The organism is Pseudarthrobacter cellobiosi (assembly GCF_023913815.1).
GTDB classification, from domain to species: domain Bacteria; phylum Actinomycetota; class Actinomycetes; order Actinomycetales; family Micrococcaceae; genus Arthrobacter; species Arthrobacter cellobiosi.
In genome coordinates this window covers 134,521-153,675 of record NZ_JAMXBK010000025.1, presented here as the reverse complement: position 1 = coordinate 153,675, position 19,155 = coordinate 134,521, and the positions used below count along the sequence as shown (strand labels likewise).

Sequence of the window (19,155 nt, the reverse complement as noted above, 5' to 3'; positions counted from 1 at the left end):
CTCAGACGCCTGCGTCAGGCCGCGTGACCGCCGCCGATGAATGGTCCGGGCGGGGTTCCGATGCCGAAGACCGGCTGCGGCTCGGGACGCTTGGCGGTCAGCTCCGCTTCTGCGGGGTGCTTCAGTTGCCGGATCACCCATGGAACCAGGTATTCCCGCGCCCAGATGAGGTCCTCGGTCCTGGCTTCCTTCCAACTGCGGGGCAGCGGCGGCTTGGGCGCCAGCGGCTCCAGCGTGTGCGGGACACCCAGGGCCTTCAGCACGGCCGCGGCGATGGTGTGGTGCCCCAGCGGTGAGAAGTGCAGCCGGTCCGGATCCCACATGCCCGGGTTCGACAGTTCGCGCAGGAACCACAGGTCAACCATGACCGCCTCATGGCGGGCCGCCACCGCGTGGAGGTTCTCATTGAAGATGGCCACTTTGCCGCGGATCTGGCTAAAGACAGGCGTCGAACCCCAGTCCGGCCCGGCAAAGAGGACCACGGTGGCGCCGGACCTTGCCAGTTGTGCCACACCGTCGTCGATTTTTTCTGCGAGCCGGTCAGGATCGCTGCGCCGGAAAACAATGTCGTTACCGCCGGCGGAGAGCGTGACCAGGTCGGGTTTCAGGGCGACCGCCGCGGCAAGCTGGTGGTCGAGGATCTGCTGTACCAGCAGGCCCCGGACGGCAAGGTTGGCGTAGGCGAAATCAGACTGGTTCGCACTGAGCTCCTCGGCCACACGGTCCGCCCAGCCGCGCAAACCACCCTCGCTGCGCGGCTCGGGATCCCCGATCCCCTCGGTAAAGGAATCGCCCAGTGCCACGAGCCGGTGCCATGGGTGGGGCGCCGGTTCCACAGCGGTGTTCTTGGCTGCAATGTCCTGTTTCCAGACGTTCATGCCGTGCTCCCTGTTTTGTAGGGTCCCTCGCTGAGGGAGGAGGTTTCAATTCCAGTGAGTCCCCGGAAAGGGGCGTTTTCCTGGCCACGTCCGGCAGGGTCCGGGCGCGAGGCAGCCACAATATTCAGGGCGGTCTCGCGAAGCCCCTGGCGGGTGTGCCGCGCGACGGTCCGGAGGTACTGCAGGGCCGCCTCATGGCCGAGCCCGTAATCGGATTTGAGGGTGCTCACTGCCAGGTCCATAAGCACCATGGAGCTTTGGGCTAACGCCAGTTGCGCGCCGGCTTCGGCCCGCTCCGCCACCCGCACCACCATCCACAGCGACCGGGCCACTTGCCGCGCATACCGGCGCGTCCTGATGATGTCCTCGCTGGTGAAGGCGTGGGGAGTGGACGCGTAGAGGCTCAGTGCGGCGCTCCATCCGGCAGCGGCCGCAATGGGCATGGACAGCAGCGACCTGACGCCGTGGTCCGCGGCAGCACTGGCATAGCCCGGCCATCGCCGGTCGCGGGCGACGTCGGCCAGGTGCACAAAATCCCCCGTGCGTACGGCCTCCAGTACGGGTCCGTCGGCAAACGAGCACTGTTCTTCGTCTGCCGCGCGGGCCGCGGGGGTGCCGGCGGCGGCGGTCCGGGCAGAGCCAGGGCGGAAGAAGGTGGCAGCCCAGCTGATCCCGCGGGAATCGCCGTCGATGTCACGCATGAACTCGCGGGTGACCGCAGCAAGGAAGTCTTCAACATCCGTGCTGTCGAACACCACATCCTGGGGGGCGGGAAGCGATTCCCAGCCCGGCTCTCCCGGTGTCTCCGCGGCCATGTTCCACGCCTAGGTTCGAAACGCGTGGCCCACTGCAAAACCTGCTTCTAGGATACGTCCGGCGAAGGCCCCCAGGGTGTGGTCCAGCCACATAAAAACCGCAGTCGGGCATAGATCAGTGCTTACCCGGCGTCGAAACTTGCGTCGCCGTCGTCCTTCGGTGATTTGTCTTTGGCGTGGTCGGTTCCGCTGCCGTCCGGCAGGCCGGCAGCATCCTGTCCGGATTCCGACGAGAAGGGTTCAGAACCCTGCGAATCGGCGTTGGCGTCGTTGATCTCCGCCTCGGCGGAGGGCACGTCGGCGTCGCGCGGGATAGGCGGTTCGCCCGGCTCGAAGCCGGGATCGTTCGTGTCACTTTCGGCATGATGCTGGTCATCGGTGCCGCCGAAACGGCCGGCACCCGGCTCGCCGGCACTGTCCTTGTCCTCCTCATCGAAGTGGCTGAGATTGGGCGTGCCCGTGGCGAATGTTTCACCGTCGGGGCTGTTCTGGTTCAGGCCGGCGGCATCAAAGTCCTCTTCGTCGCGGGGCTGGGCGACCTGCTTGTTCTCCGCGCCGCCCACCTCCTGTTCCGCCGTCGGCGTGCCGTAGCCGCCCACTTCCTCGTCCGGTTCCGTGCGCTGGTTGTCCTGACTCATGGTTCCTCCTGTTGTGGATGTGAATCTGACGTGCAGACTTCGCTACAGGCCCTTGCCGCCGGTCACCGGCAGCACTGCCCCCGAGATGTAGGATCCCTGATCGGACGCGAGCAGCACATAAGCCGCGGCGAGTTCCGCCGGCTGACCCGCGCGCTGCAACGGCGTGTCCTGCCCGAAGGTGGGCAGCTTGTCCGGCCATTCCGTGGCCGGGATCAGCGGGGTCCAGATGGGACCGGGGGCCACGGCGTTGACGCGAATTCCCTTTGGTCCGAGTTCCTGGGCCATTGCCTTGGTGAAGGCAACCTGCGCCGCCTTGGTCATGGCGTAGTCGATCAGCCCCGGCGACGGTTTAAAGGCCTGGATGGAAGCCGTAGTAATGATCGAGGCGCCGGCTTTCAGGTGCGGAACCGCGGCCCGGGCCGTCCAGATCAAGGAATAGAGATTGGTCTTGAAGACGCGGTCAAATTCCTCGGTAGGAAGGGACTCGAAACTCTCGCGGTTCTTCTGGTAGGCGGCGTTGAGCACCACCACGTCCAGACCGCCGAATTCAGCCACGGCATCAGCGACGATCCGGGTGCTGAATTCCTCCTCCCGTCCGTCCCCGGCCAGCAGCAGCGCGCGCTGGCCCGCTTTGCGGATCCAGGCGGCCGTGTCCTGGGCATCTTCCTCTTCTTCCGGAAGGTAGGAAATTGCGACGTCGGCCCCCTCGCGGGCGAACGCGATGGCCGCCGCCTTGCCGATCCCGGAGTCGCCGCCGGTGATGAGCGCGGCCTTACCCTGCAGCGCGCCGCGCCCTTGGTAGCTGAGTTCGCCATGATCCGGCTTGGGATCCATAGGCGCGGTGAGTCCCGGTTGCTTCTGTTCCTGCTTCGGAAACGGCCCGGAGTGATAGCCGTCCCGGGGGTCTGTGGGCGTGTCTGTCCGTTTCTGCGTGTCGCTCATAGTCCACCTCTTCATTGAATCGGTTTTCGAAGGGCTCCGGCCGGCACCGGCACTTCGAAACTATCCCGCCCGGAGGAGCAAGTCCATCGCCCGGAGGAAATAATCAGTAAACTTAGCAAACGTTGCCCTTGGCGGAACTTCCGCCTAGTTTTGGAGCACACGCCTAGCCCCGGAGCAAGGAGAAACATGTCGGATGTGGAGGACTTCACCGGCAGCACCGGCCGGAATGAAACCCGCGAGGAGCAGCTTGACCGGAACTGGGCTGAGTTGCTGCAGGAACTCCGGGTGCTGCAGACCGGGGTCCAGATCCTAGCCGGTTTTCTCCTGACGCTGCCGTTCCAACAGCGGTTCGAGGACCTGGACAATTTCCAGGTGGGCCTCTACCTCGTCAACGTGGTGATCGCGACGCTGACCACCGCCTTTATCCTGCTTCCCGTCAGCGTCCACCGCCGACTCTTCCGCCAAAGGCTCAAGGAAACCCTGGTCTCCAGCGCAGACACCATTACCAAAATTGCCTTGGCCTGCGTGGGGATGCTCAGTGTCGGGACAGCCGCCCTGGTCTTCGACGTGACAGCGGGCCGCACCGCCGGCCTGACCGCCGGCGGAATCCTGCTGGCGGTCCTTCTGGTGCTGCTGGTCTACGTCCCGCTGCGGCTCAATAAACGCGCAGCCGAACAATAACCAGGCCAACAAGCCAGCAAGCTGCAGGGGATCCATTCGAAGGAGTGCACATGCGCACGTGGGCCAAGGAACACGGGCTTTTGCTCGCCAACGCCGGACTGTTCCTGGCGTTTTTTGTTGGCATGATCCTCTCCGGAGCTGCCGCGTACAGCGAGGACCAGGCGGCCCACGGGCAGCCGGGAGTCTCGGTTCTGGAGTACCTGTCTACGGGCAATTTTGTGGAGGCCACGTTTGAAAACTGGGAATCCGAGTTCCTGCAGATGGCCATGTACGTGATCCTGACCGTGTTCCTTTTCCAGAAGGGGTCCTCCGAATCCAAGCCCGTGGGCAAGGCTGCGCCGCAGGACCAAGATCCGCGCGATGCCACCATCAGTAAGGCCACGCCGTGGCCGGTGAAGCGCGGCGGCCTGGTGCTGAAGCTGTATGAACACTCCCTGTCCATACTCCTGCTGCTGCTGTTTGTTGCCTCGTTCAGCCTGCACGCCGCCGGCGGAACGTCGGCCTACAACGAGGAGCAGCAAACCCACGGCCAGCCCGCCATCACCGTGCTGCAGTACTTGGCCACCAGCAGGTTCTGGTTCGAATCCTTCCAGAACTGGCAAAGCGAATTCCTCGCCGTGGCGGTCCTGGTGGGCGCCTCCGTCTACCTCCGTGAAAAGGGCTCACCGGAGTCCAAGCCGGTGGCCGAGCCGCATTACGAGACCGGGGCCTGAGCAGCGCGCGCCTAGGCCGCCGCAGTAAGCCCGGTGCCGCTGGGGGCGCTTGCCGCCGGGGGGGCGGGCTTCAGGCGCCTTCCAGGACCTGGCTGGTGGCCCAGGCCAGGTATTTTGCGGCGTTGGCGACGGCGTCTTCCGGGCTGGCCGCGACATCCAGCAGCTGCGCTGCGGCTACCACGCCGTGGCTGGCCAGGTCCTCGGGCGTGACCAGGATCCGCCCCGCCACCACGATCACCGGGATCCCGCGCTCCCGGGCTGCGTCAGCGAGCGCGATGGGGGCCTTGCCGGTCAGCGACTGCGAGTCCATGGAACCCTCGCCGGTGATCACCAGGTCCGCGTTGTCCAGTTGGCCCGCGAGGCCGGTGAGCCCGGCGACGAGCTCGAACCCGCCTTCCAGCCGGGCGTTGGTGAAGGCAAGGAACGACGCCGGGAAGCCGCCCGCCGCCCCGGCGCCCGGGATGTTGACGTCCCGGTCAGTGGCCTCGCGGAGCACGGACGCCCAGTTGCGGAGACCGGCGTCGAGCTCTTCCATTGCCTCGTCGTCGGCGCCCTTCTGGGCCCCGAAGACGTGGGCCGCGCCTGTGTGGCCATAGAGCGGGTTCTGGACGTCCACGGCGATCCTGAAAGAGACGGCGGACAGGCGCGGGTCCAGTCCGGTGGTGTCCAAGGCTGCGACGTCGGCGAGTGATCCGCCGCCCAGCGGGACAACGTTGCCGGCGGCGTCCAGCGGCTTGAGGCCCAGCGCGCGCAGGGCCCCGCTGCCGCCGTCGGTCATGGCCGATCCGCCCAGACCCAGCACAATCTCGGTGGCTCCGGCGTCGAGGGCCGCGGCGATCAGCTGTCCGCAGCCGTAGCTGTGGGCCCGCAGGGCGTTGGCGGGGGTGGGCTCCATCTCGGCCAGGCCGGAGGCCTGCGCCGTCTCGATGACGGCGGTAGCACCGCCACCGGCGTTCTTCCGGATGGCCCAGGCGGCGCCCACGGGGGCGAGGATGGGACCCACGACGGCGTTGAGCCGCTCCTCGTAGCCGGCCGAAAAGGCAGCCTCCAGGGTTCCTTCACCGCCGTCGGCGATTGGAAACTGGTTGGCGACAGCGTCCGGGTAGACGCGCAGCGCACCTTCGGCGATGGCGGCGGCGGCCTCCGCGGCGGTGAGCGAGCCCTTGAACTTGTCCGGAGCAATGAGAATGCGCATGCCGTCCATCATGCCAGCCAAGTCCAGGAAAGCGCTTGCCCAATCCGGCATGCGGACAGCACGGGACGCCCCCTACCGGTCGGCGTCGGGATCCTTGGGCTTGAGCACCGCAAAGTAGCCCGGTACGCGGCTGTTCCCCGCAGCGTCCATCAGCGGGTTCGTCTCGATGGTGGCGGCCCCGTCCTCCACCAGCGTCCACCGGTCCTTCGGCATCACACGGGCGAGCTCCTCCGGTCCGAAGTGGCCCGGCATGGGCAGTTTCCGGATCGCCAGCTCCAGCGCGGCCGGGATGCTCCGCAGTGACGCACCCAGGTGGGCGACATACTCCACCGGATTGCCCTGGAAGTTCGTCTCCGCCAGGAAGACTGTGCCACGGGCGCCCACGAGCTCCCTCAGATTTTCCAGAAGCGCGGCCTGATCGGCCGGGGTCAGGACATGCAGCACGCCACGGACAAAGACGTTGGCATCCGTGGATCCCACCAGCCCGGAAGCCGCCCCCAGCTCGGTCATGTCACGGGCCAGGTAGCTGACACCCTCAACGCCCGCCGATTCGTCCCGGGCACGGGCCACCGCGTTCGCAGACACGTCAACGCCCAGGACCTGGGGTGAAAACGCTGTCAGCGCGCGGCTGAAGGCGCCGTGCCCGCACCCCACATCCACCACGGGAAGGCTGGGATCGAAGTGCCGCTGCAGGACGTCCCGGTAGCCCAGCAGTTCGTGGTCAGTGCCCGAGTCCCACAGCACGTCACTCCGGGCGCCCGTCCTGGCGATTCCGGCCCAATACCTGTCCCAGGCCATGGTCCTGTTCTTCGGAGCCGACCAGGACAGCCTGATCAGTTTGGGCAGGATCAGGTACTTCCGCAAGGCGGCTAGCACCGGTTTCGCTGGGGATGACATCGTACAAATATAGGACGCCAAACACGCCGCGGCCGTTTGGCCGGGCTGGTCCGTTCAGGCTGTGGCCGCGGGCTCCTTCAGCAGCCAGGCCATGGCGTCGTCTCGGGACGTAAAGAACCGCGTGGGGCAGGGCAGTTTGTTGATGCCCAGGATGAAGTTGGCCAGTACTTTGTCAACCGGCGACGCCCCCAGTAGCGCAATGCGGGAGGCCTGGCAGGGGCGGCCAAAAACGGCACGGGCTCCCCGGCTGACCTGGGCCGTGGCGGCCATATCCACCAGCATGGGGTGTCGGCGGGCCCCACACAGGTCATTAACCTTCTGCATGGCCGCCTCGGCGTCGGATTCCGTGATGGACACACCCCGCGGCCACTTCAGCTGGATAACACCCTGTCCATCCAGCGTCAGGTCCGCCTTGGCTGCTTCTGCAGGCTGACTCGTCACGATTACCCTCCGCGCATTCTTATAGGAACAGGTGTGCTCCGCCACCCTACAATGTACTCAGTCAGGAGCAAGCGGGTGCTCACTCAGGAGCGAAGGGGGCAGGTTTGCCAGCGAACACACCACATTTCGCAACCGTGCCATACCTGGCTGTCGTTGCGGACCCCGACGCCGGGCGCCGGGAATTCACCACGGCGGCACTGGAGGCGGCGGGCTTCACGGTCAACACTGCCGGCGACGCCGCCAGCCTGTCGGCGCTTCTGGACCAGCGCGAGCCCTCCGTCCTGATCCTGGACAGTTCACTCTCCGACGTCGACGCGACCGCCCCTGTGCTGGTCCTCGTGGATCTCGACAGCCCGGCAGAGGTCAAGTCAGTGGAGCATGCCGGCGTACGGGACTCCATCGCCAAGCCGCCTGCTGCCAAGGAACTCGTCCACCGCGCCACAGCCCTGATCAACCTGGTCTCCCGCCGGAATGAAGCGCGGCAGGAAGCGGAGACGCTCCGCGAAAGGCTGCGGCAGGTATCCGCGGCGGTCCGCGGAACCAACCATCCGCAACAGATCGCCGACTTTGTGGTCAGGGGGTTCGGCGAGACGTTCGGCGCGGACCGCGTCTGGCTGACCACATTCGACGACGACAGGGTGCCACCCATCACCGCCCAGTGGCAGCGGCCCGGCCTGGCTCCGCTGCCCGAACGATTGTTCACGGACGAAGCCCCGGTGCGCAGGACGGCCGACGTGCTGTGGTCGCGGGCTGAAGCCCTGACGGCCGACGGAGCGTTCGCACCGCTGGGCACCGGCGACGTCCAACTGCCGGCCGAACTCGCGAAACTGCGCGCAGCCGCATCCGTGGCCGTCCCGATGGGGGAGGGCAGCTCGTCCTTGGGAATTATCTGGATCGCCCTGCTTAACTCGCCCAGGGAATGGTCGCGGGCCGAGCTGGCACTGATCCAGCACGTGGCCGGCAATACCGCCCACGGCCTGATCCAAAGCCACCTGATCACCAGCCAGCAGCAGGTGGTCAAGCAGCTCCAGCAGCTGGACAAAGCCAAAACAGACTTCCTGGCCACCGTCAACCATGAGCTCCGCACGCCGCTGACATCGATCATGGCGTACCTGGACATGATCCAGGAGAAAACGACCGATCCCGTGTCCAGCGAGGTCCACCAGATGCTGGACATCGTGGTCAGGAACACCGAACGGCTGCGGTTGCTGATCGAAGACATGCTGAGCGTTTCCCGCAACGGGCATGAACAAAGCCCGCTGCACCTGACCCCTGTCCGGCTGGCTCGGACTCTGGAGATCGTCACCGCTGCGCTCAGGCCGCTCGCGAAAGTGCAGAACGTCGCCATTGTGATGGCCCCCGCATCGGAGGATCAGGAAATCCTGGCCGATGAGGTTCAGCTGCAGCAGGTTTTCACGAATCTGGTCTCCAATGCCATCAAGTTCACCCCCGGCGGCGGACAGATCGATGTCGTCAGCCTGACGCGGGCAGATGCAGACGGCACCCGCTGGGCGACGGTCAGCGTCTCGGACACCGGGATGGGGATCTCCAGCGACGAGATAGCCCACATCTTCACCCGCTTCTACCGCGCCTCGAACGCGATGTCCGGGGCGGTTCCGGGCACCGGACTTGGGCTCGCCATCACGCAGGACATCGTCCAACGCCACGGCGGCCGCATTGACGTAACCTCGGAGCTGGGCGTTGGCACCACTGTCACCGTGAACCTCCGCCTTGGAGCCCACGCGTCCCACGGAACCTGAACCCGAAAAGGAGGCACCAGATGTTCGCTGACGATGACCCCAGGCTCTCCCAGCTGCTCGATGGCATCGTCCGGCTCGCCTCCGGAGACCTCCAGTCGCGGATAGAAGTATCGCCGGCCCGGGACGAGCTCGACGCCATCATCATGGGCACCAACCTCCTGGCCGAGGACCTGCAGATCATCTACGAAGAGCTTGAGCAGCGTGTTGAGGTCCGCACACAGCTGCTGCACGAAGCCCACCGCGAAATGCAGATGATGGCCATGCAGGATCCCCTCACCGGCCTCGCCAACCGCTCGGCGCTTCTGTCCGCGCTGAAGTCCGCCCAGGACCACGACGGCGATCCCCTCAGCCAGCCCGTCATCCTCCTCCTTGACCTTGACGCCTTCAAATCCATCAACGACACCCTCGGTCACACTGCCGGCGATCAGGTCCTGATCACCGTGGCGCAACGCATCCGCAGCGCCGTCCGGACCAGCGACGTGGTTGCCCGGCTGGGCGGGGACGAGTTCGCCATCGTTATGCCGGCCACGGGCGCCGACCAGGCCGCCGTCGTAGGCCAGCGCATCCTGGCAGCCATCAAGGAACCCATCGACCTGCCTGACCGGACCGTCCACTGCGGGGCGAGCGTAGGACTCAGCGTCGGGGCGGCCGGGCAGAGGGCCGAGGACATGCTGATGGAGGCCGATGTGGCCATGTACGCCTCCAAAGCCGAGGGCCAGAACCGGCTCCACGTCTTCGAACCCGGGCTCCTGCTCATCCGCAGGCTCCGCAGCCAACTCCTGGAGGATCTCCGGGCCGCCATCAAGGGCAACGGGCTGGTACTGCACTACCAGCCCGTGGTTGAACTGGGCACCGGCCGCATTGAAGGGGTGGAAGCCCTGATCCGCTGGGACCACCCCACCCGCGGCCGCATCATGCCGGACGAGTTCATCCCGCTGGCAGAAGATGCCGGCCTGATCTCCGAACTGGGTCTGTGGGTGCTCGGCACCGCTGTAGGCCAGCTACGCACCTGGATTGATGCCGACCTGGTGGACAGCCGGTTTTCCGTCCGGATCAACATCTCCGCAACGGATCTGCAGAGCCTGCAGTTCATCGAGGACGTCCGCGCCGTGCTCAAGCAGACAGGCGTCCGTCCCGAGCAGGTTGTCCTGGAGCTGACCGAAGCGGCCATCGTCAGGGGCAACGAACTGGACCGGTATTCCCTGGGCGGGCTGCGCGGGCTGGGGGTCGGGATCGAGATCGACGACTTCGGTACCGGATACTCCTCCATCAGCTACCTGCGCCGGCTCCCCGTGGACCGGGTCAAAGTGGACCGGTCCCTGATCGAGGGCCTGGGCACAGACCCCAGCCAGCCGGCACTGGTGGCTGCAGTCCTGCAGTTGGTGCGCGCCTGCGGGCTCGAAGCCGTGTGGGAAGGCGTGGAAACAGCGGAACAGGCCGAGCATCTCCGGAACCTCGGGTGCCTCAGCGCACAGGGCTATTTCTTCAGCAAACCCGTCCCGCCCGAACGGATTCCTGCGCTGCTGGCGGAAACTTCTTCCGAAAGTAGTAGAGGTTGATCGATTAAGGGCTGCGCTTTTTGATCATCCCGATATACCATCAAGTTGCGGTATCCGATTCTTCGAGGCCAGGAAGATCGGCATTAATCAGAAGTAGCGAATTCCGAAGGCATCTGGAAATTTGAAAATAAAGGGTCCAAGGAGCCATTACTTCGTCAACTGGGGGCGTTGCTAATGACGGTTCGGGTACAAGCTTGGGGAGTTATTGCGGCGGTTTTGGCGGATTCCGATCCTGCCGGGGCGGCAATACGTCAGCGCCTTAGCAACCGCTTGGGGGAAAACCCCGGCATGCCGGAACGGGCCCTGCTCGAATATCTTCTGGAACGCCGGCAACAGGACACCACCGAGGCGGATACGCCCGACACCGCGCGCTTCCCGCAGCCTCTCAGCGCCATGCCGCCACAGGTGGCCGAGCAGCTGGACTCCCTGCGCAGCCTGTCACGGATCAGCGCGCTGCTGGAAAACCAGATGCTGATGACCGCGTTCCAGCCCATCTACGGCCTCGAGTCCAAGGCCGTTGTGGGCGTAGAGGCGTTGTCGCGCTTTGTCAGCGACGACGGCGCAAGCGCGGAACTCTGGTTCGCCGAGGCTGCCGCCGTTGGCTTGGGCGCCAACCTGGAATTCTCGGCCCTCGCATCCGCAGCCGCCGCTGCCGCGAAACTCCCCCCGCATCTCTATGTCTCCCTGAACATCTCCCCCACGTCATGCCTGGATCCCCGGCTGCCCGAATTGTTTGACCACATCGAGCTGCCAATAGACCGCATTGTGCTCGAATTAACAGACGGAATTCCGGACGAGGAATACTCGCATTTCGTTTCCGCAATTACGCCGCTCCGGGAACGCGGGCTGCGCATTGCAATCGATGATTCACACCCCGGCGCCGGCGCCCTGAGCCGGATGCTCCATCTGCGGCCCGACTTCATCAAGCTGGGCAGGAATGTGATCAGCGGCGTGGACACGGATACCTCCCAGCACGCCCTGGCCGCGTGCCTGGTGGACTTCGCGGAGCAGATCGGCAGTGTTCTTGTGGCCGAAGGTGTTGAAACCACCGAGGAACTGATGGTCCTCACCGAGTTGGGCTTCAGCGCCGGCCAGGGCTACCTGCTGGGCCGGCCCTCAGTGCGGCCGAAGGATTGGGCGGCATGGAATACGCCGCTCGACCCCGATGGGTTCCGCCACCTCGCCGCCGCAGCCGATCACGGTCCCGACGGTTCCGGCGGCTCCGACTGACGTAGACCACGCGGCGGCATACGGCGGCACAGCGCGTGCCGGCACGCTCGAAAACAGCAGGCTCGAATCCGGGTCAGCTGCCGGGCCACTCGCCTCGCTCCTGCAGGACCTGCTTCAGCAGATCCGCGCGGTCGGTCACGATCCCGTCCACGCCCAGGTCCAGCAACCGGTGCATCTCAGCGGGATGGTTGATGGTCCACACATGGACCACCAGGCCCAGGGCGTGCGCCCGCCGCACATAGGCAGGCGTCACCACGCGGATCGCCCCGTACCGGACCGGAACCTGCAGCGCCTGGATATCCCGCAACGGACCCCGCAGCACATAGCGCAGCCACGCGGCCGGAAGCACCGGACCCAACAGGACGAACAGCGCGTTCGTCACCATCCCTGCCGACGACACCACCGGACGGCTCAGCAGCTTCAGCACCGCCCGGCGTCGGCGGTCTGAAAAACTGGCCACCAGGACCCGGTCATGCGCGCCGTGCCGTTCGATGCCGGCGGCAAGGCTTTGCACGGAGTTCCAGTCTTTGACGTCCAGGTTCAGCCGGGCGGCCGGGAAGGCCATCAGCAGGTCATCGAAGAGCGGCACGGGCTCGCGCCCGCCGATCCGCGCGGTGGAAACCTCTGTGGCGGTCAGCTCGGAAATCCGGCCACGGCCGTCAGTGACCCGGTCCAGGGTGTCGTCGTGGAAGAGCAGCAGCACGCCATCGGAGGTGGTGTGCACATCCGTCTCGAGGTACACATAGCCAAGTTCGGCGGCGGCCCGGAAGGCGGCCATCGAGTTCTCCAGCCCCTCCCGCGAGAATCCGCGGTGGGCCATGGCAATGGGATGCGAGGGACGGGCAGCACCGCCGGAAGCATCAAAAAACGGCTCAGTCACGTTTGCGAGCGTACCGGAGCCGCTGGGCTATGTGTCCTGCGGCACAATCTCCACGCCGTCACTGCAGTGCAGCAGTGTGCGGCCGTGGCCGTTGTCCAGATCCACCCACACAGCGGTGTGGTCCCAGGTGATGGCGTCCACGAAACCGCTGGTTTCGTATCCCTGGGTGAGGCGGACGCGCACGCGGTCGCCCTCTTTCAGTGCCTTCCAGTGCGCTGCCGGCTCTGCCGGGCGCAGCGGCGCTTCGGCCGCGCGTTGGTTGCCGTTCCTTGCCATGACTTCCCCTTTAGCCGCGGATGTGTATCCGTAGCCCACGGTAGGCGGCAAACGTGAACGGAAGGTGAGCGGAAGCTGTGAATTTCCGGCTACAGAGCCGGGGGTCAGGACAGCTCTACGCCCAGCGCCGCGAGCCTGGCCTCGAGAACCTGGGCCACGCCGTCGTCGTCAAAGTGGGGTGCCTGCTGCCCGGCGGCGCTGATGGCGTCCGGATGGCCGCTGGCCATGGCGTACCCGTGGCCTGCCCAGCGCAGCATCTCGACGTCGTTGGGCATGTCCCCGAACGCCACGACGTCGGCCGCGTCAATGGACAGGGAGTTGGCGTATTCGGCCAGGGTGACGGCCTTGTTGACGCCGGGGAGGGACAGTTCCAGCATCGCCACGGTGGGCGCGGAGTGCGTGGCGGACGCCAGATGGGCGACGGCAGGCCGCACCGCGGCCAGGAAGTCGTCCGCGGTGCCATCCCTGACAATCGCCAGGAACTTCACGACGGCGTCGTCCGGGGTGAGCGTTTCGGCCAGCGGGGCGGGGGTAAATTCGACCAGCAGCTCGCTGGAACCGTTCTCGATGAAACCGGGCTCGAGATGGAATCCGGTCAGCGTTTCCGCGGCGAAGAGAGCGGCCGGGCGCAGTTCCTTGATGATCCGCCGCAGTTCCAGCACCGCGTCCATGCCCAGCGTCCGGGCGGAAACCAGCCGGTCCGCTTCGAGGTCCCACACCACGGCGCCGTTGGAGCAGATGACCGTGCCGGTGTGGCCAAGCTGTTCCTCCAGCGGGTGGAGCCAGCGCGGCGGGCGGCCAGTGACAAAAACGAGCTCGATGCCAGCGTCCCGGCAGGCGTGGAAGGCCCGGACGGTGCGGTCGCTGATCTTTCCGTCGTGCCCAAGAATCGTTCCGTCAATATCACTTGCTACCAGCCGCATCCTGCCAGTCTACGTGGGGCAGGAGGCTTCCCGGGCCGTGAAGCTTCGTCCCTGGGGCTGGCCTGTTGGAGTCGCCCGGCGACGTTTTTTGACGCCGCGCTACGTTCTGTTGAGCCTGCACGTCGTTGCGTGAACGTCCGTGTCCGGTGCCGTTGTGGGGCGTGGGGGCCGTCCGTAACTTCATCTTCAACATCTTCCGCAAGCAAAGGAAATACCGTGACAACTCCCCCGGATAACACTCCGCAAAACCAACCGGCCGCCACCCGCATCGTGGCCGGCCAGGCTTCCGCTCCGAAGCGTCCGCTCGGCCTGAAGATCGGCATCGTAGCTGGCATTCTGGCCTTGGTCGGCGGCGGCGTGGCCGTGGCATCGGCCTTCTCCGGCAACGACGCCGGCACCTCCGCAGCGTCCTCTGCCGCCCCGGCCGGCAACCCGGCAGCAGAGCTTAAGCTCGGCTATTTCGGCAACGTAACGCACGCAACCGCGTTGGTGGGTGTCAGCCAGGGCTACATCCCCAAGGAGCTGGGCGATACCAAACTGAGCACGCAGGTCTTCAACGCCGGGCCCGCCGCGATTGAGGCCCTGAACGCCGGAGCCATCGACGCCACCTACATCGGCCCGAACCCGGCCATCAACTCGTTCGTCAAGAGCGGCGGGGAGTCCATCAGCATCATTGCCGGAGCGGCCGCCGGTGGTGCGCAGCTGGTGGTCAAGCCGGAAATCACCTCCGCCGCGGACCTGAAGGGCAAGACGCTCGCCTCGCCGCAGCTCGGCGGCACGCAGGACGTGGCGCTCCGCGCCTGGCTCGCCACCCGGGGCTACAAAACCAACGTGGACGGCAGCGGCGACGTGGCCATCAACCCCACCGAAAACGCCCAGACGCTGAAACTGTTCCAGGACGGAAAGCTCGACGGCGCGTGGTTGCCTGAGCCGTGGGCGTCCCGCCTGGTGCTGACCGCCGGGGCCAAGGTCCTGGTGGACGAAAAGGACCTCTGGGACGGCTCACTCTCCGGCAAGGCGGGCGAGTTCCCCACCACCATCCTGATTGTGAACAAGAAGTTCGCTGCCGAGCACCCGGACACCGTAAAGGCGCTCCTTAAGGGCCATGCTAAGTCCGTTGACTGGCTGAACAGCGCGGCTGCAGCCGAGAAGGCCAGCGTCATCAACGCTGCCCTCAAGGAAGCGGCTGGCGCCGAACTCAAGGCCGACGTGATCGAGCGTTCCCTGAAGAACATCGTCTTCACTGTGGATCCGCTCGCCGGAACCTACCCCAAGCTGCTCAAGGACGGCGTGGAAGCCGGCACCACCAAGCAGGCGGACATCAACGGCATCTTTGACCTGACGGCCCTCAACGAGGTCACCGGGCAGAAGACGTCCGCGGCCAGGCTCGGCAAGGAGTAGCCAGGACCTCATCGGTTGCTCCGTAGGCGCCCTTTTGACCCCTCAAAACGGCGCCTACGGAGCAGTCGATGAGGCAGAACCCACGTACTCCGCCGGGGCCGCGTTCAACCCGCGGGGTTCCTTTTCGAGCCGACCGGCCGGGTCGATAATGACCGTATGGTTCGCTTCACCGCCACCGTTCGGCTGCGGGGTCCCAATCCGTTCGTGGACGTCCTGACGGCAGCTGCGGCTGAGCTGCTGCCGCTTGCCGAGCATGGCCGGATCAGGGTGACCGGCACGCTCAGGGGCACGGAGTTCAATGCCACGGTGACGCCAGTCAGGTCCGGTCGGCACGTCCTGTATCTTTCCGGCGGCCTGCGGACGGCAACGGGCGTGCGCGTCGGGGAAACGGTCACAGTGGACGTTCAAGCGCTCAACGCCAACGAGGTCATCCCACCCGGAGATTTGGCTGCCGCCTTGGACGCAGCGGTGGGAGCGTCGGACAGCTGGGGGCAGCTCCCCGTTTCGCACCGGCGGGAGCTGACGCGTTTCCTTGAGGACGCCCGGACCCCGTCGACGCGGGCACGCCGGGTTGAGCAGCTCGTGGCCCTGGTGCAGGGCCAGGACGTCCGGCCGCCGGGCCTGCGCACCGGCGGCGCCTTGTGGACCTGCCCGTCTTGCGGACGGCAGTTTGTCACGCGGAACATGAACCATTCCTGCTCACAGCACACCCTCGACGAGCCGTTCCGTGACAGGCCAGAAAGCATTCACCGGCTGTTCGAGGTGGTTTGCCGGACGGTTGAGGCGATCGGTCCGGTAACGCTGGTTCCGTACAGGGACCGTGTCGCCTTTATGGTTCGGGTCCGGTTCGCCGGGGTCAAACCCGCGAACAAGTGGCTCGATGTGGAGTTCTGGCTCACGCGCCGGGTTGAGTCGCCCAGATTCCGACGGGTCGAGATGCTGTCTCCGTACACGCATCTCTACACGGTGCGGGTGACCGAGCCATCCGACGTCGCCGGCGAACTGGCCGCCTGGCTCCGTGAGGCCTATGCGCTGGGCTGCCAGGATCATCTGCGCAGCCCGACGGCCTAGCGGTCATGGGGCCTGGACGTCGGGGCCTGGGCGTCGCGTCCCGCGTTACTCCCCCGGGACCGCGTTCAGTTCGGCACGCGTGGGCGGGTTGGCGCCCGGGCGGGAAACCGTAACGGCCGCCGCGCGGGCTGCGTGGGCCAGGAGTTCGGCCAGGCCCTCGGCCGGAAGTTCGCGCAGGTCCTTCCGGTTCTGCGCGCCGTCCAGGCCGCGGTCCACGATCCCCGATAGCAGCGCGGCCATAAAGGAGTCACCGGCACCCACGGTGTCAGCCACTTCCACGCGAGGCGCGTCAATGGCAGCTTCACCGGCGGCCGTAATGCCCCACGGTCCGGCCGCACCGCGCGTGACAACCACCAAAGCCGGCCCCTCGGAACCGCCCAGCGACAGCCAACGCCGCGCCGATTCCAGCACATCCACACCCGGGTACAGCCACTCCAGGTCCTCGTCCGAGGCCTTGACCACGTCCGAGAGGGTGACAAACTTCTCCGCCTGCGTCCGCGCATAAACCACGTCGGTGATGATGCTGGGCCGGCAGTTGGGATCGAAGCTGATGGTGGCGGCGGGGTGGGCGTGCTCGACGGCGGCCAGCACCGCCGCGGCGCCCGGCGCCAGCATCGTGGCGATGGAGCCGGTGTGCAGCAGGGTGGTTCCCTGGAGCATAAAGGCGAGGCGGTCCGCCAGGCCGGGAAGCTCCCAGGCGAGGTCGAACGTGTAGGTGGCGGCGCCGTCGTCGTCAATTACGGCGGTGGCCACGCTGGTAGGCAGCTCGTCGGGGCCCAGCGGCAGCATGACCGAACTGGAGCGCAGGTGCGCCGCCACCGAATCCCCATAGGCATCACGGCCGTAGCGGCCAACGAACTGCACGGGATGGTCAAGGCGGGCCAGGCCCACCGCGACGTTAAGCGGACTGCCGCCCACGTGGGCTTCGATTCCGGAGGCGCGCTGGACAACGTCAACAAGGCCTTCGCCAATAACTGTGAGCATGGTCATAACTCTGCCAGACATGCGCCCGCCTACACACGCGTGTTACGTGTCCCCTACCATGGAGATATGACATCCCATGTCCTTCAGCCAACGGCGGCTGCCATGCCCGACGTCGAACACGTCCTCGCGGTCCGCGGCACTGGCGGCTACCGGCAATACAGGATCCCCGCCCTCGCCGTCTCGCGCCGGGGCACCCTGCTGGCCGCTTACGACGGCCGCCCTAACCTTGATGACCTGCCCAACCCGATCGACCTCCTGCTCCGCCGCAGCACGGACAACGGCCGGACGTGGGGCGCGCAGCAGGTAGTAAGGACGGGCAGCGGCCTCAACGGCTACGGCGATCCGAGCCTCCTGGTGGACGTGGAGACCGACCGGATCCTGATGTTCCACGCCGCCGGAACGCGCGCCGGATTCTTTGAAGCCGCGGCCGGGCTGGAACCCGATGACAACGTCCAGCACTGCGACCTCAGCTACTCGGACGACGACGGCCTGACCTGGCAGCACCGCAGGATCACCGCCCAGCTCAAGCTCCGCCCGCCGGTTCACACGCGTGGGCCAAGTACGGGCGAGCCGGACATCACCGGAATCTTCGCCGCGGCCGGGCAGGGCATCCAGATCCACGCCGGCCTTTACCGCGGCCGGCTGGTGCAGCAGTTTGTGGTCCTGGCTGGCGGCGAGATCATGGCCGCCTCGGCGTACAGTGACGACCACGGCGACACCTGGACCCTCGGGGAGCTCATCGGCGCCCGGACGCACGGTCACGCCCCCAACGAAAACAAGGTTGCCGCCCTCCAGGATGGCCGTCTCCTGCTGCACAGCCGCGGCACGCCGCGCCGCCTTGCCGCAATATCGGACGACGGCGGGGCCACCTGGAACGCACTGCGACCTGTCGCGGACCTCCCGGACCCGGGTGACAACGGCTCGCTGGTCCGCTTCGACGGCCTGCCGTCCGTGACCTCCCTCGCCGACGAGTCCACCGGCTCATGGCTTCTGGCCACCAACAACCAGGACACGGCCCTGCGGCGGAACACGGCGATCAGCCTGTCCACAGACAACGGCCTCAGCTGGCCCGCGAAGATAGTCCTCTGCCCGGGCAGCTCGGCATATTCGACGGCCGCCCGGCTCCCCGACGGCAACATCGGCATCCTCTACGAGCGCCAGGGCTACCGGGAAATCGTGTTCGTTTCCGTGCCCGCGGAGCAACTCACCGAACAGCTCACCGCCCGTCCCGCCGCCACTGGGAGCGCCGCCGGGATTATCCCGCCTGAGTCCGCCGGCGAAGCCCGCGTGCCCGGCGCGGGTCTTGTATTCGACATGGTTCTGCGCTCCATCACGCCCGGCCGCCCGAAGGCCTGGCAAAACGCCGGCGAGTTCCACGTCATGAAGTCCGGCGGTGGGGACTGGGGCGTGCACACCTGGAAGGAAATCGGCCAGGGCTACTCGGCCGAAGCTGCGCAGGTCATCGGCACGCGGGAGGCGCAGGACCTGAATTACGGACCCATCATTCCCGGCTACAAGGCCGGGGACATCCTGGCCTTCACGGGCCGGGCACGCAATGACGGCCCCCTGCCGGCAACCTCGGTCCAGCTGTCCGGTCCCGGCTCGGACGCCTTCCCCGTCGCGGATCTTGGCCCCGGAGAAGAAGCCCTCTACTTCACTCCCGGCTACACCGTCACCGCCGCCGATGTGGCGCGCGGCTACGCCGAGGTGGCCTACGAGGTGGCATTTGAAATGACCGGCGAGCGCTGCGGCACTGCCGAGCGCCGCCGTCGTGCTTTCAGGTTTGACACTGTCTCCGGCGACGTCAGCGCGCCCGGGTGAGAGAGCGTTCGCCGAAAACCCACAGAAAGTGAGAGAGCGTTGCAAGAGTG

The 19,155-nt window shown here is 66.4% G+C and carries 19 protein-coding genes; 8 read left to right on the top strand and 11 right to left on the bottom strand.

Annotated features, from left to right (window positions below; all coding sequences use genetic code 11):
- Positions 1-14: 14 nt before the first annotated feature.
- The 4 genes from NG701_RS12640 to NG701_RS12625 all read right to left on the bottom strand — a co-directional run bounded on the left by NG701_RS12640 (position 15) and on the right by NG701_RS12625 (position 3,273).
- Positions 15-878, bottom strand: a complete 864-nt coding sequence (locus NG701_RS12640; RefSeq protein WP_252567944.1) for an SGNH/GDSL hydrolase family protein — start codon at positions 876-878, stop codon at positions 15-17.
- Positions 875-1,693: a GAF domain-containing protein gene (locus NG701_RS12635; RefSeq protein ID WP_252567942.1), complete on the bottom strand. Its 819-nt coding sequence runs from the start codon at positions 1,691-1,693 to the stop codon at positions 875-877. Before NG701_RS12635 ends, NG701_RS12640 begins: the two co-directional genes overlap by 4 nt.
- Before the next feature lie 122 nt (positions 1,694-1,815).
- Positions 1,816-2,331: a hypothetical protein gene (locus NG701_RS12630; protein ID WP_252567940.1), complete on the bottom strand. Its 516-nt coding sequence runs from the start codon at positions 2,329-2,331 to the stop codon at positions 1,816-1,818.
- A gap of 42 nt (positions 2,332-2,373) precedes the next feature.
- Positions 2,374-3,273 carry an SDR family oxidoreductase gene (locus NG701_RS12625; RefSeq protein WP_252567938.1) on the bottom strand — a complete coding sequence of 300 codons (900 nt, stop codon included), beginning with the start codon at positions 3,271-3,273 and terminating at the stop codon, positions 2,374-2,376.
- A 186-nt stretch (positions 3,274-3,459) separates the two neighbouring features.
- Between NG701_RS12625 and NG701_RS12620 the strand changes: the two genes are divergently transcribed.
- A complete protein-coding gene (locus tag NG701_RS12620) occupies positions 3,460-3,954 on the top strand; it encodes a DUF6328 family protein (RefSeq protein WP_252567936.1) in 495 nt (164 codons plus the stop codon).
- A 50-nt stretch (positions 3,955-4,004) separates the two neighbouring features.
- Positions 4,005-4,667, top strand: a complete 663-nt coding sequence (locus NG701_RS12615; protein ID WP_252567934.1) for a DUF6766 family protein — start codon at positions 4,005-4,007, stop codon at positions 4,665-4,667.
- A 70-nt stretch (positions 4,668-4,737) separates the two neighbouring features.
- Here NG701_RS12615 and NG701_RS12610 read toward each other — a convergent pair whose 3' ends face one another.
- The 3 genes from NG701_RS12610 to NG701_RS12600 form a co-directional block, all read right to left on the bottom strand.
- Complete coding sequence (locus NG701_RS12610) at positions 4,738-5,862, bottom strand: glycerate kinase (RefSeq protein WP_252567933.1); 1,125 nt, start codon at positions 5,860-5,862, stop codon at positions 4,738-4,740.
- Between the two features lie 72 nt (positions 5,863-5,934).
- Positions 5,935-6,759, bottom strand: coding sequence for a class I SAM-dependent methyltransferase (locus NG701_RS12605; RefSeq protein ID WP_252567931.1), 825 nt, complete (start codon positions 6,757-6,759; stop codon positions 5,935-5,937).
- Between the two features lie 54 nt (positions 6,760-6,813).
- On the bottom strand, positions 6,814-7,200 hold the full coding sequence (locus tag NG701_RS12600) for a DUF7793 family protein (RefSeq protein WP_252567929.1): 387 nt from the start codon (positions 7,198-7,200) through the stop codon (positions 6,814-6,816).
- Between the two features lie 134 nt (positions 7,201-7,334).
- Between NG701_RS12600 and NG701_RS12595 the strand changes: the two genes are divergently transcribed.
- From NG701_RS12595 to NG701_RS12585, 3 genes are all read left to right on the top strand, one after another.
- Entirely contained in the window at positions 7,335-8,960 is a 1,626-nt protein-coding gene (locus tag NG701_RS12595) for a sensor histidine kinase (protein ID WP_252567927.1), read from the top strand.
- 20 nt (positions 8,961-8,980) lie between these two features.
- Positions 8,981-10,519 carry a putative bifunctional diguanylate cyclase/phosphodiesterase gene (locus NG701_RS12590; RefSeq protein ID WP_252567925.1) on the top strand — a complete coding sequence of 513 codons (1,539 nt, stop codon included), beginning with the start codon at positions 8,981-8,983 and terminating at the stop codon, positions 10,517-10,519.
- A gap of 270 nt (positions 10,520-10,789) precedes the next feature.
- The gene (locus NG701_RS12585) at positions 10,790-11,749 is read left to right on the top strand and encodes an EAL domain-containing protein (RefSeq protein ID WP_252567923.1); all 960 of its coding nucleotides are present in this window, start codon (positions 10,790-10,792) and stop codon (positions 11,747-11,749) included.
- A gap of 73 nt (positions 11,750-11,822) precedes the next feature.
- Here the strand turns inward: NG701_RS12585 and NG701_RS12580 are convergent, their stop codons facing one another.
- From NG701_RS12580 to NG701_RS12570, 3 genes are all read right to left on the bottom strand, one after another.
- The gene (locus tag NG701_RS12580; RefSeq protein ID WP_374208686.1) at positions 11,823-12,629 is read right to left on the bottom strand and encodes a glycerophosphodiester phosphodiesterase family protein; all 807 of its coding nucleotides are present in this window, start codon (positions 12,627-12,629) and stop codon (positions 11,823-11,825) included.
- 27 nt (positions 12,630-12,656) lie between these two features.
- A complete protein-coding gene (locus tag NG701_RS12575; protein ID WP_104060210.1) occupies positions 12,657-12,905 on the bottom strand; it encodes a hypothetical protein in 249 nt (82 codons plus the stop codon).
- A gap of 104 nt (positions 12,906-13,009) precedes the next feature.
- The gene (locus tag NG701_RS12570) at positions 13,010-13,828 is read right to left on the bottom strand and encodes an HAD family hydrolase (RefSeq protein ID WP_252567921.1); all 819 of its coding nucleotides are present in this window, start codon (positions 13,826-13,828) and stop codon (positions 13,010-13,012) included.
- A gap of 216 nt (positions 13,829-14,044) precedes the next feature.
- Between NG701_RS12570 and NG701_RS12565 the strand changes: the two genes are divergently transcribed.
- Together NG701_RS12565 and NG701_RS12560 are read left to right on the top strand one after the other, a co-directional pair.
- Positions 14,045-15,229, top strand: a complete 1,185-nt coding sequence (locus tag NG701_RS12565) for an ABC transporter substrate-binding protein (protein ID WP_252567919.1) — start codon at positions 14,045-14,047, stop codon at positions 15,227-15,229.
- A 156-nt stretch (positions 15,230-15,385) separates the two neighbouring features.
- Positions 15,386-16,300: a YdeI/OmpD-associated family protein gene (locus NG701_RS12560; protein WP_252567918.1), complete on the top strand. Its 915-nt coding sequence runs from the start codon at positions 15,386-15,388 to the stop codon at positions 16,298-16,300.
- A gap of 45 nt (positions 16,301-16,345) precedes the next feature.
- On the opposite strand, the gene NG701_RS12555 is transcribed toward NG701_RS12560, so the two are convergent.
- A complete protein-coding gene (locus NG701_RS12555; RefSeq protein ID WP_252567916.1) occupies positions 16,346-17,284 on the bottom strand; it encodes a PfkB family carbohydrate kinase in 939 nt (312 codons plus the stop codon).
- A 66-nt stretch (positions 17,285-17,350) separates the two neighbouring features.
- On the opposite strand from NG701_RS12555, the gene NG701_RS12550 reads away from it, so the two are divergent.
- The gene (locus tag NG701_RS12550; RefSeq protein WP_252567914.1) at positions 17,351-19,105 is read left to right on the top strand and encodes a sialidase family protein; all 1,755 of its coding nucleotides are present in this window, start codon (positions 17,351-17,353) and stop codon (positions 19,103-19,105) included.
- Positions 19,106-19,155: the final 50 nt, after the last annotated feature.

Coding starts and splice junctions, on each gene's coding strand:
- NG701_RS12625 (WP_252567938.1), bottom strand. CDS start 3,273: ATGAGCGACACGCAGAAACGGACAGACACGCCCACAGACCCCCGGGAC.
- NG701_RS12610 (WP_252567933.1), bottom strand. CDS start 5,862: ATGCGCATTCTCATTGCTCCGGACAAGTTCAAGGGCTCGCTCACCGCC.
- NG701_RS12570 (WP_252567921.1), bottom strand. CDS start 13,828: ATGCGGCTGGTAGCAAGTGATATTGACGGAACGATTCTTGGGCACGAC.
- NG701_RS12555 (WP_252567916.1), bottom strand. CDS start 17,284: ATGCTCACAGTTATTGGCGAAGGCCTTGTTGACGTTGTCCAGCGCGCC.
- NG701_RS12620 (WP_252567936.1), top strand. CDS start 3,460: ATGTCGGATGTGGAGGACTTCACCGGCAGCACCGGCCGGAATGAAACC.
- NG701_RS12560 (WP_252567918.1), top strand. CDS start 15,386: ATGGTTCGCTTCACCGCCACCGTTCGGCTGCGGGGTCCCAATCCGTTC.
- NG701_RS12550 (WP_252567914.1), top strand. CDS start 17,351: ATGACATCCCATGTCCTTCAGCCAACGGCGGCTGCCATGCCCGACGTC.
- NG701_RS12605 (WP_252567931.1), bottom strand. CDS start 6,759: ATGTCATCCCCAGCGAAACCGGTGCTAGCCGCCTTGCGGAAGTACCTG.
- NG701_RS12590 (WP_252567925.1), top strand. CDS start 8,981: ATGTTCGCTGACGATGACCCCAGGCTCTCCCAGCTGCTCGATGGCATC.
- NG701_RS12615 (WP_252567934.1), top strand. CDS start 4,005: ATGCGCACGTGGGCCAAGGAACACGGGCTTTTGCTCGCCAACGCCGGA.
- NG701_RS12630 (WP_252567940.1), bottom strand. CDS start 2,331: ATGAGTCAGGACAACCAGCGCACGGAACCGGACGAGGAAGTGGGCGGC.
- NG701_RS12640 (WP_252567944.1), bottom strand. CDS start 878: ATGAACGTCTGGAAACAGGACATTGCAGCCAAGAACACCGCTGTGGAA.
- NG701_RS12635 (WP_252567942.1), bottom strand. CDS start 1,693: ATGGCCGCGGAGACACCGGGAGAGCCGGGCTGGGAATCGCTTCCCGCC.
- NG701_RS12575 (WP_104060210.1), bottom strand. CDS start 12,905: ATGGCAAGGAACGGCAACCAACGCGCGGCCGAAGCGCCGCTGCGCCCG.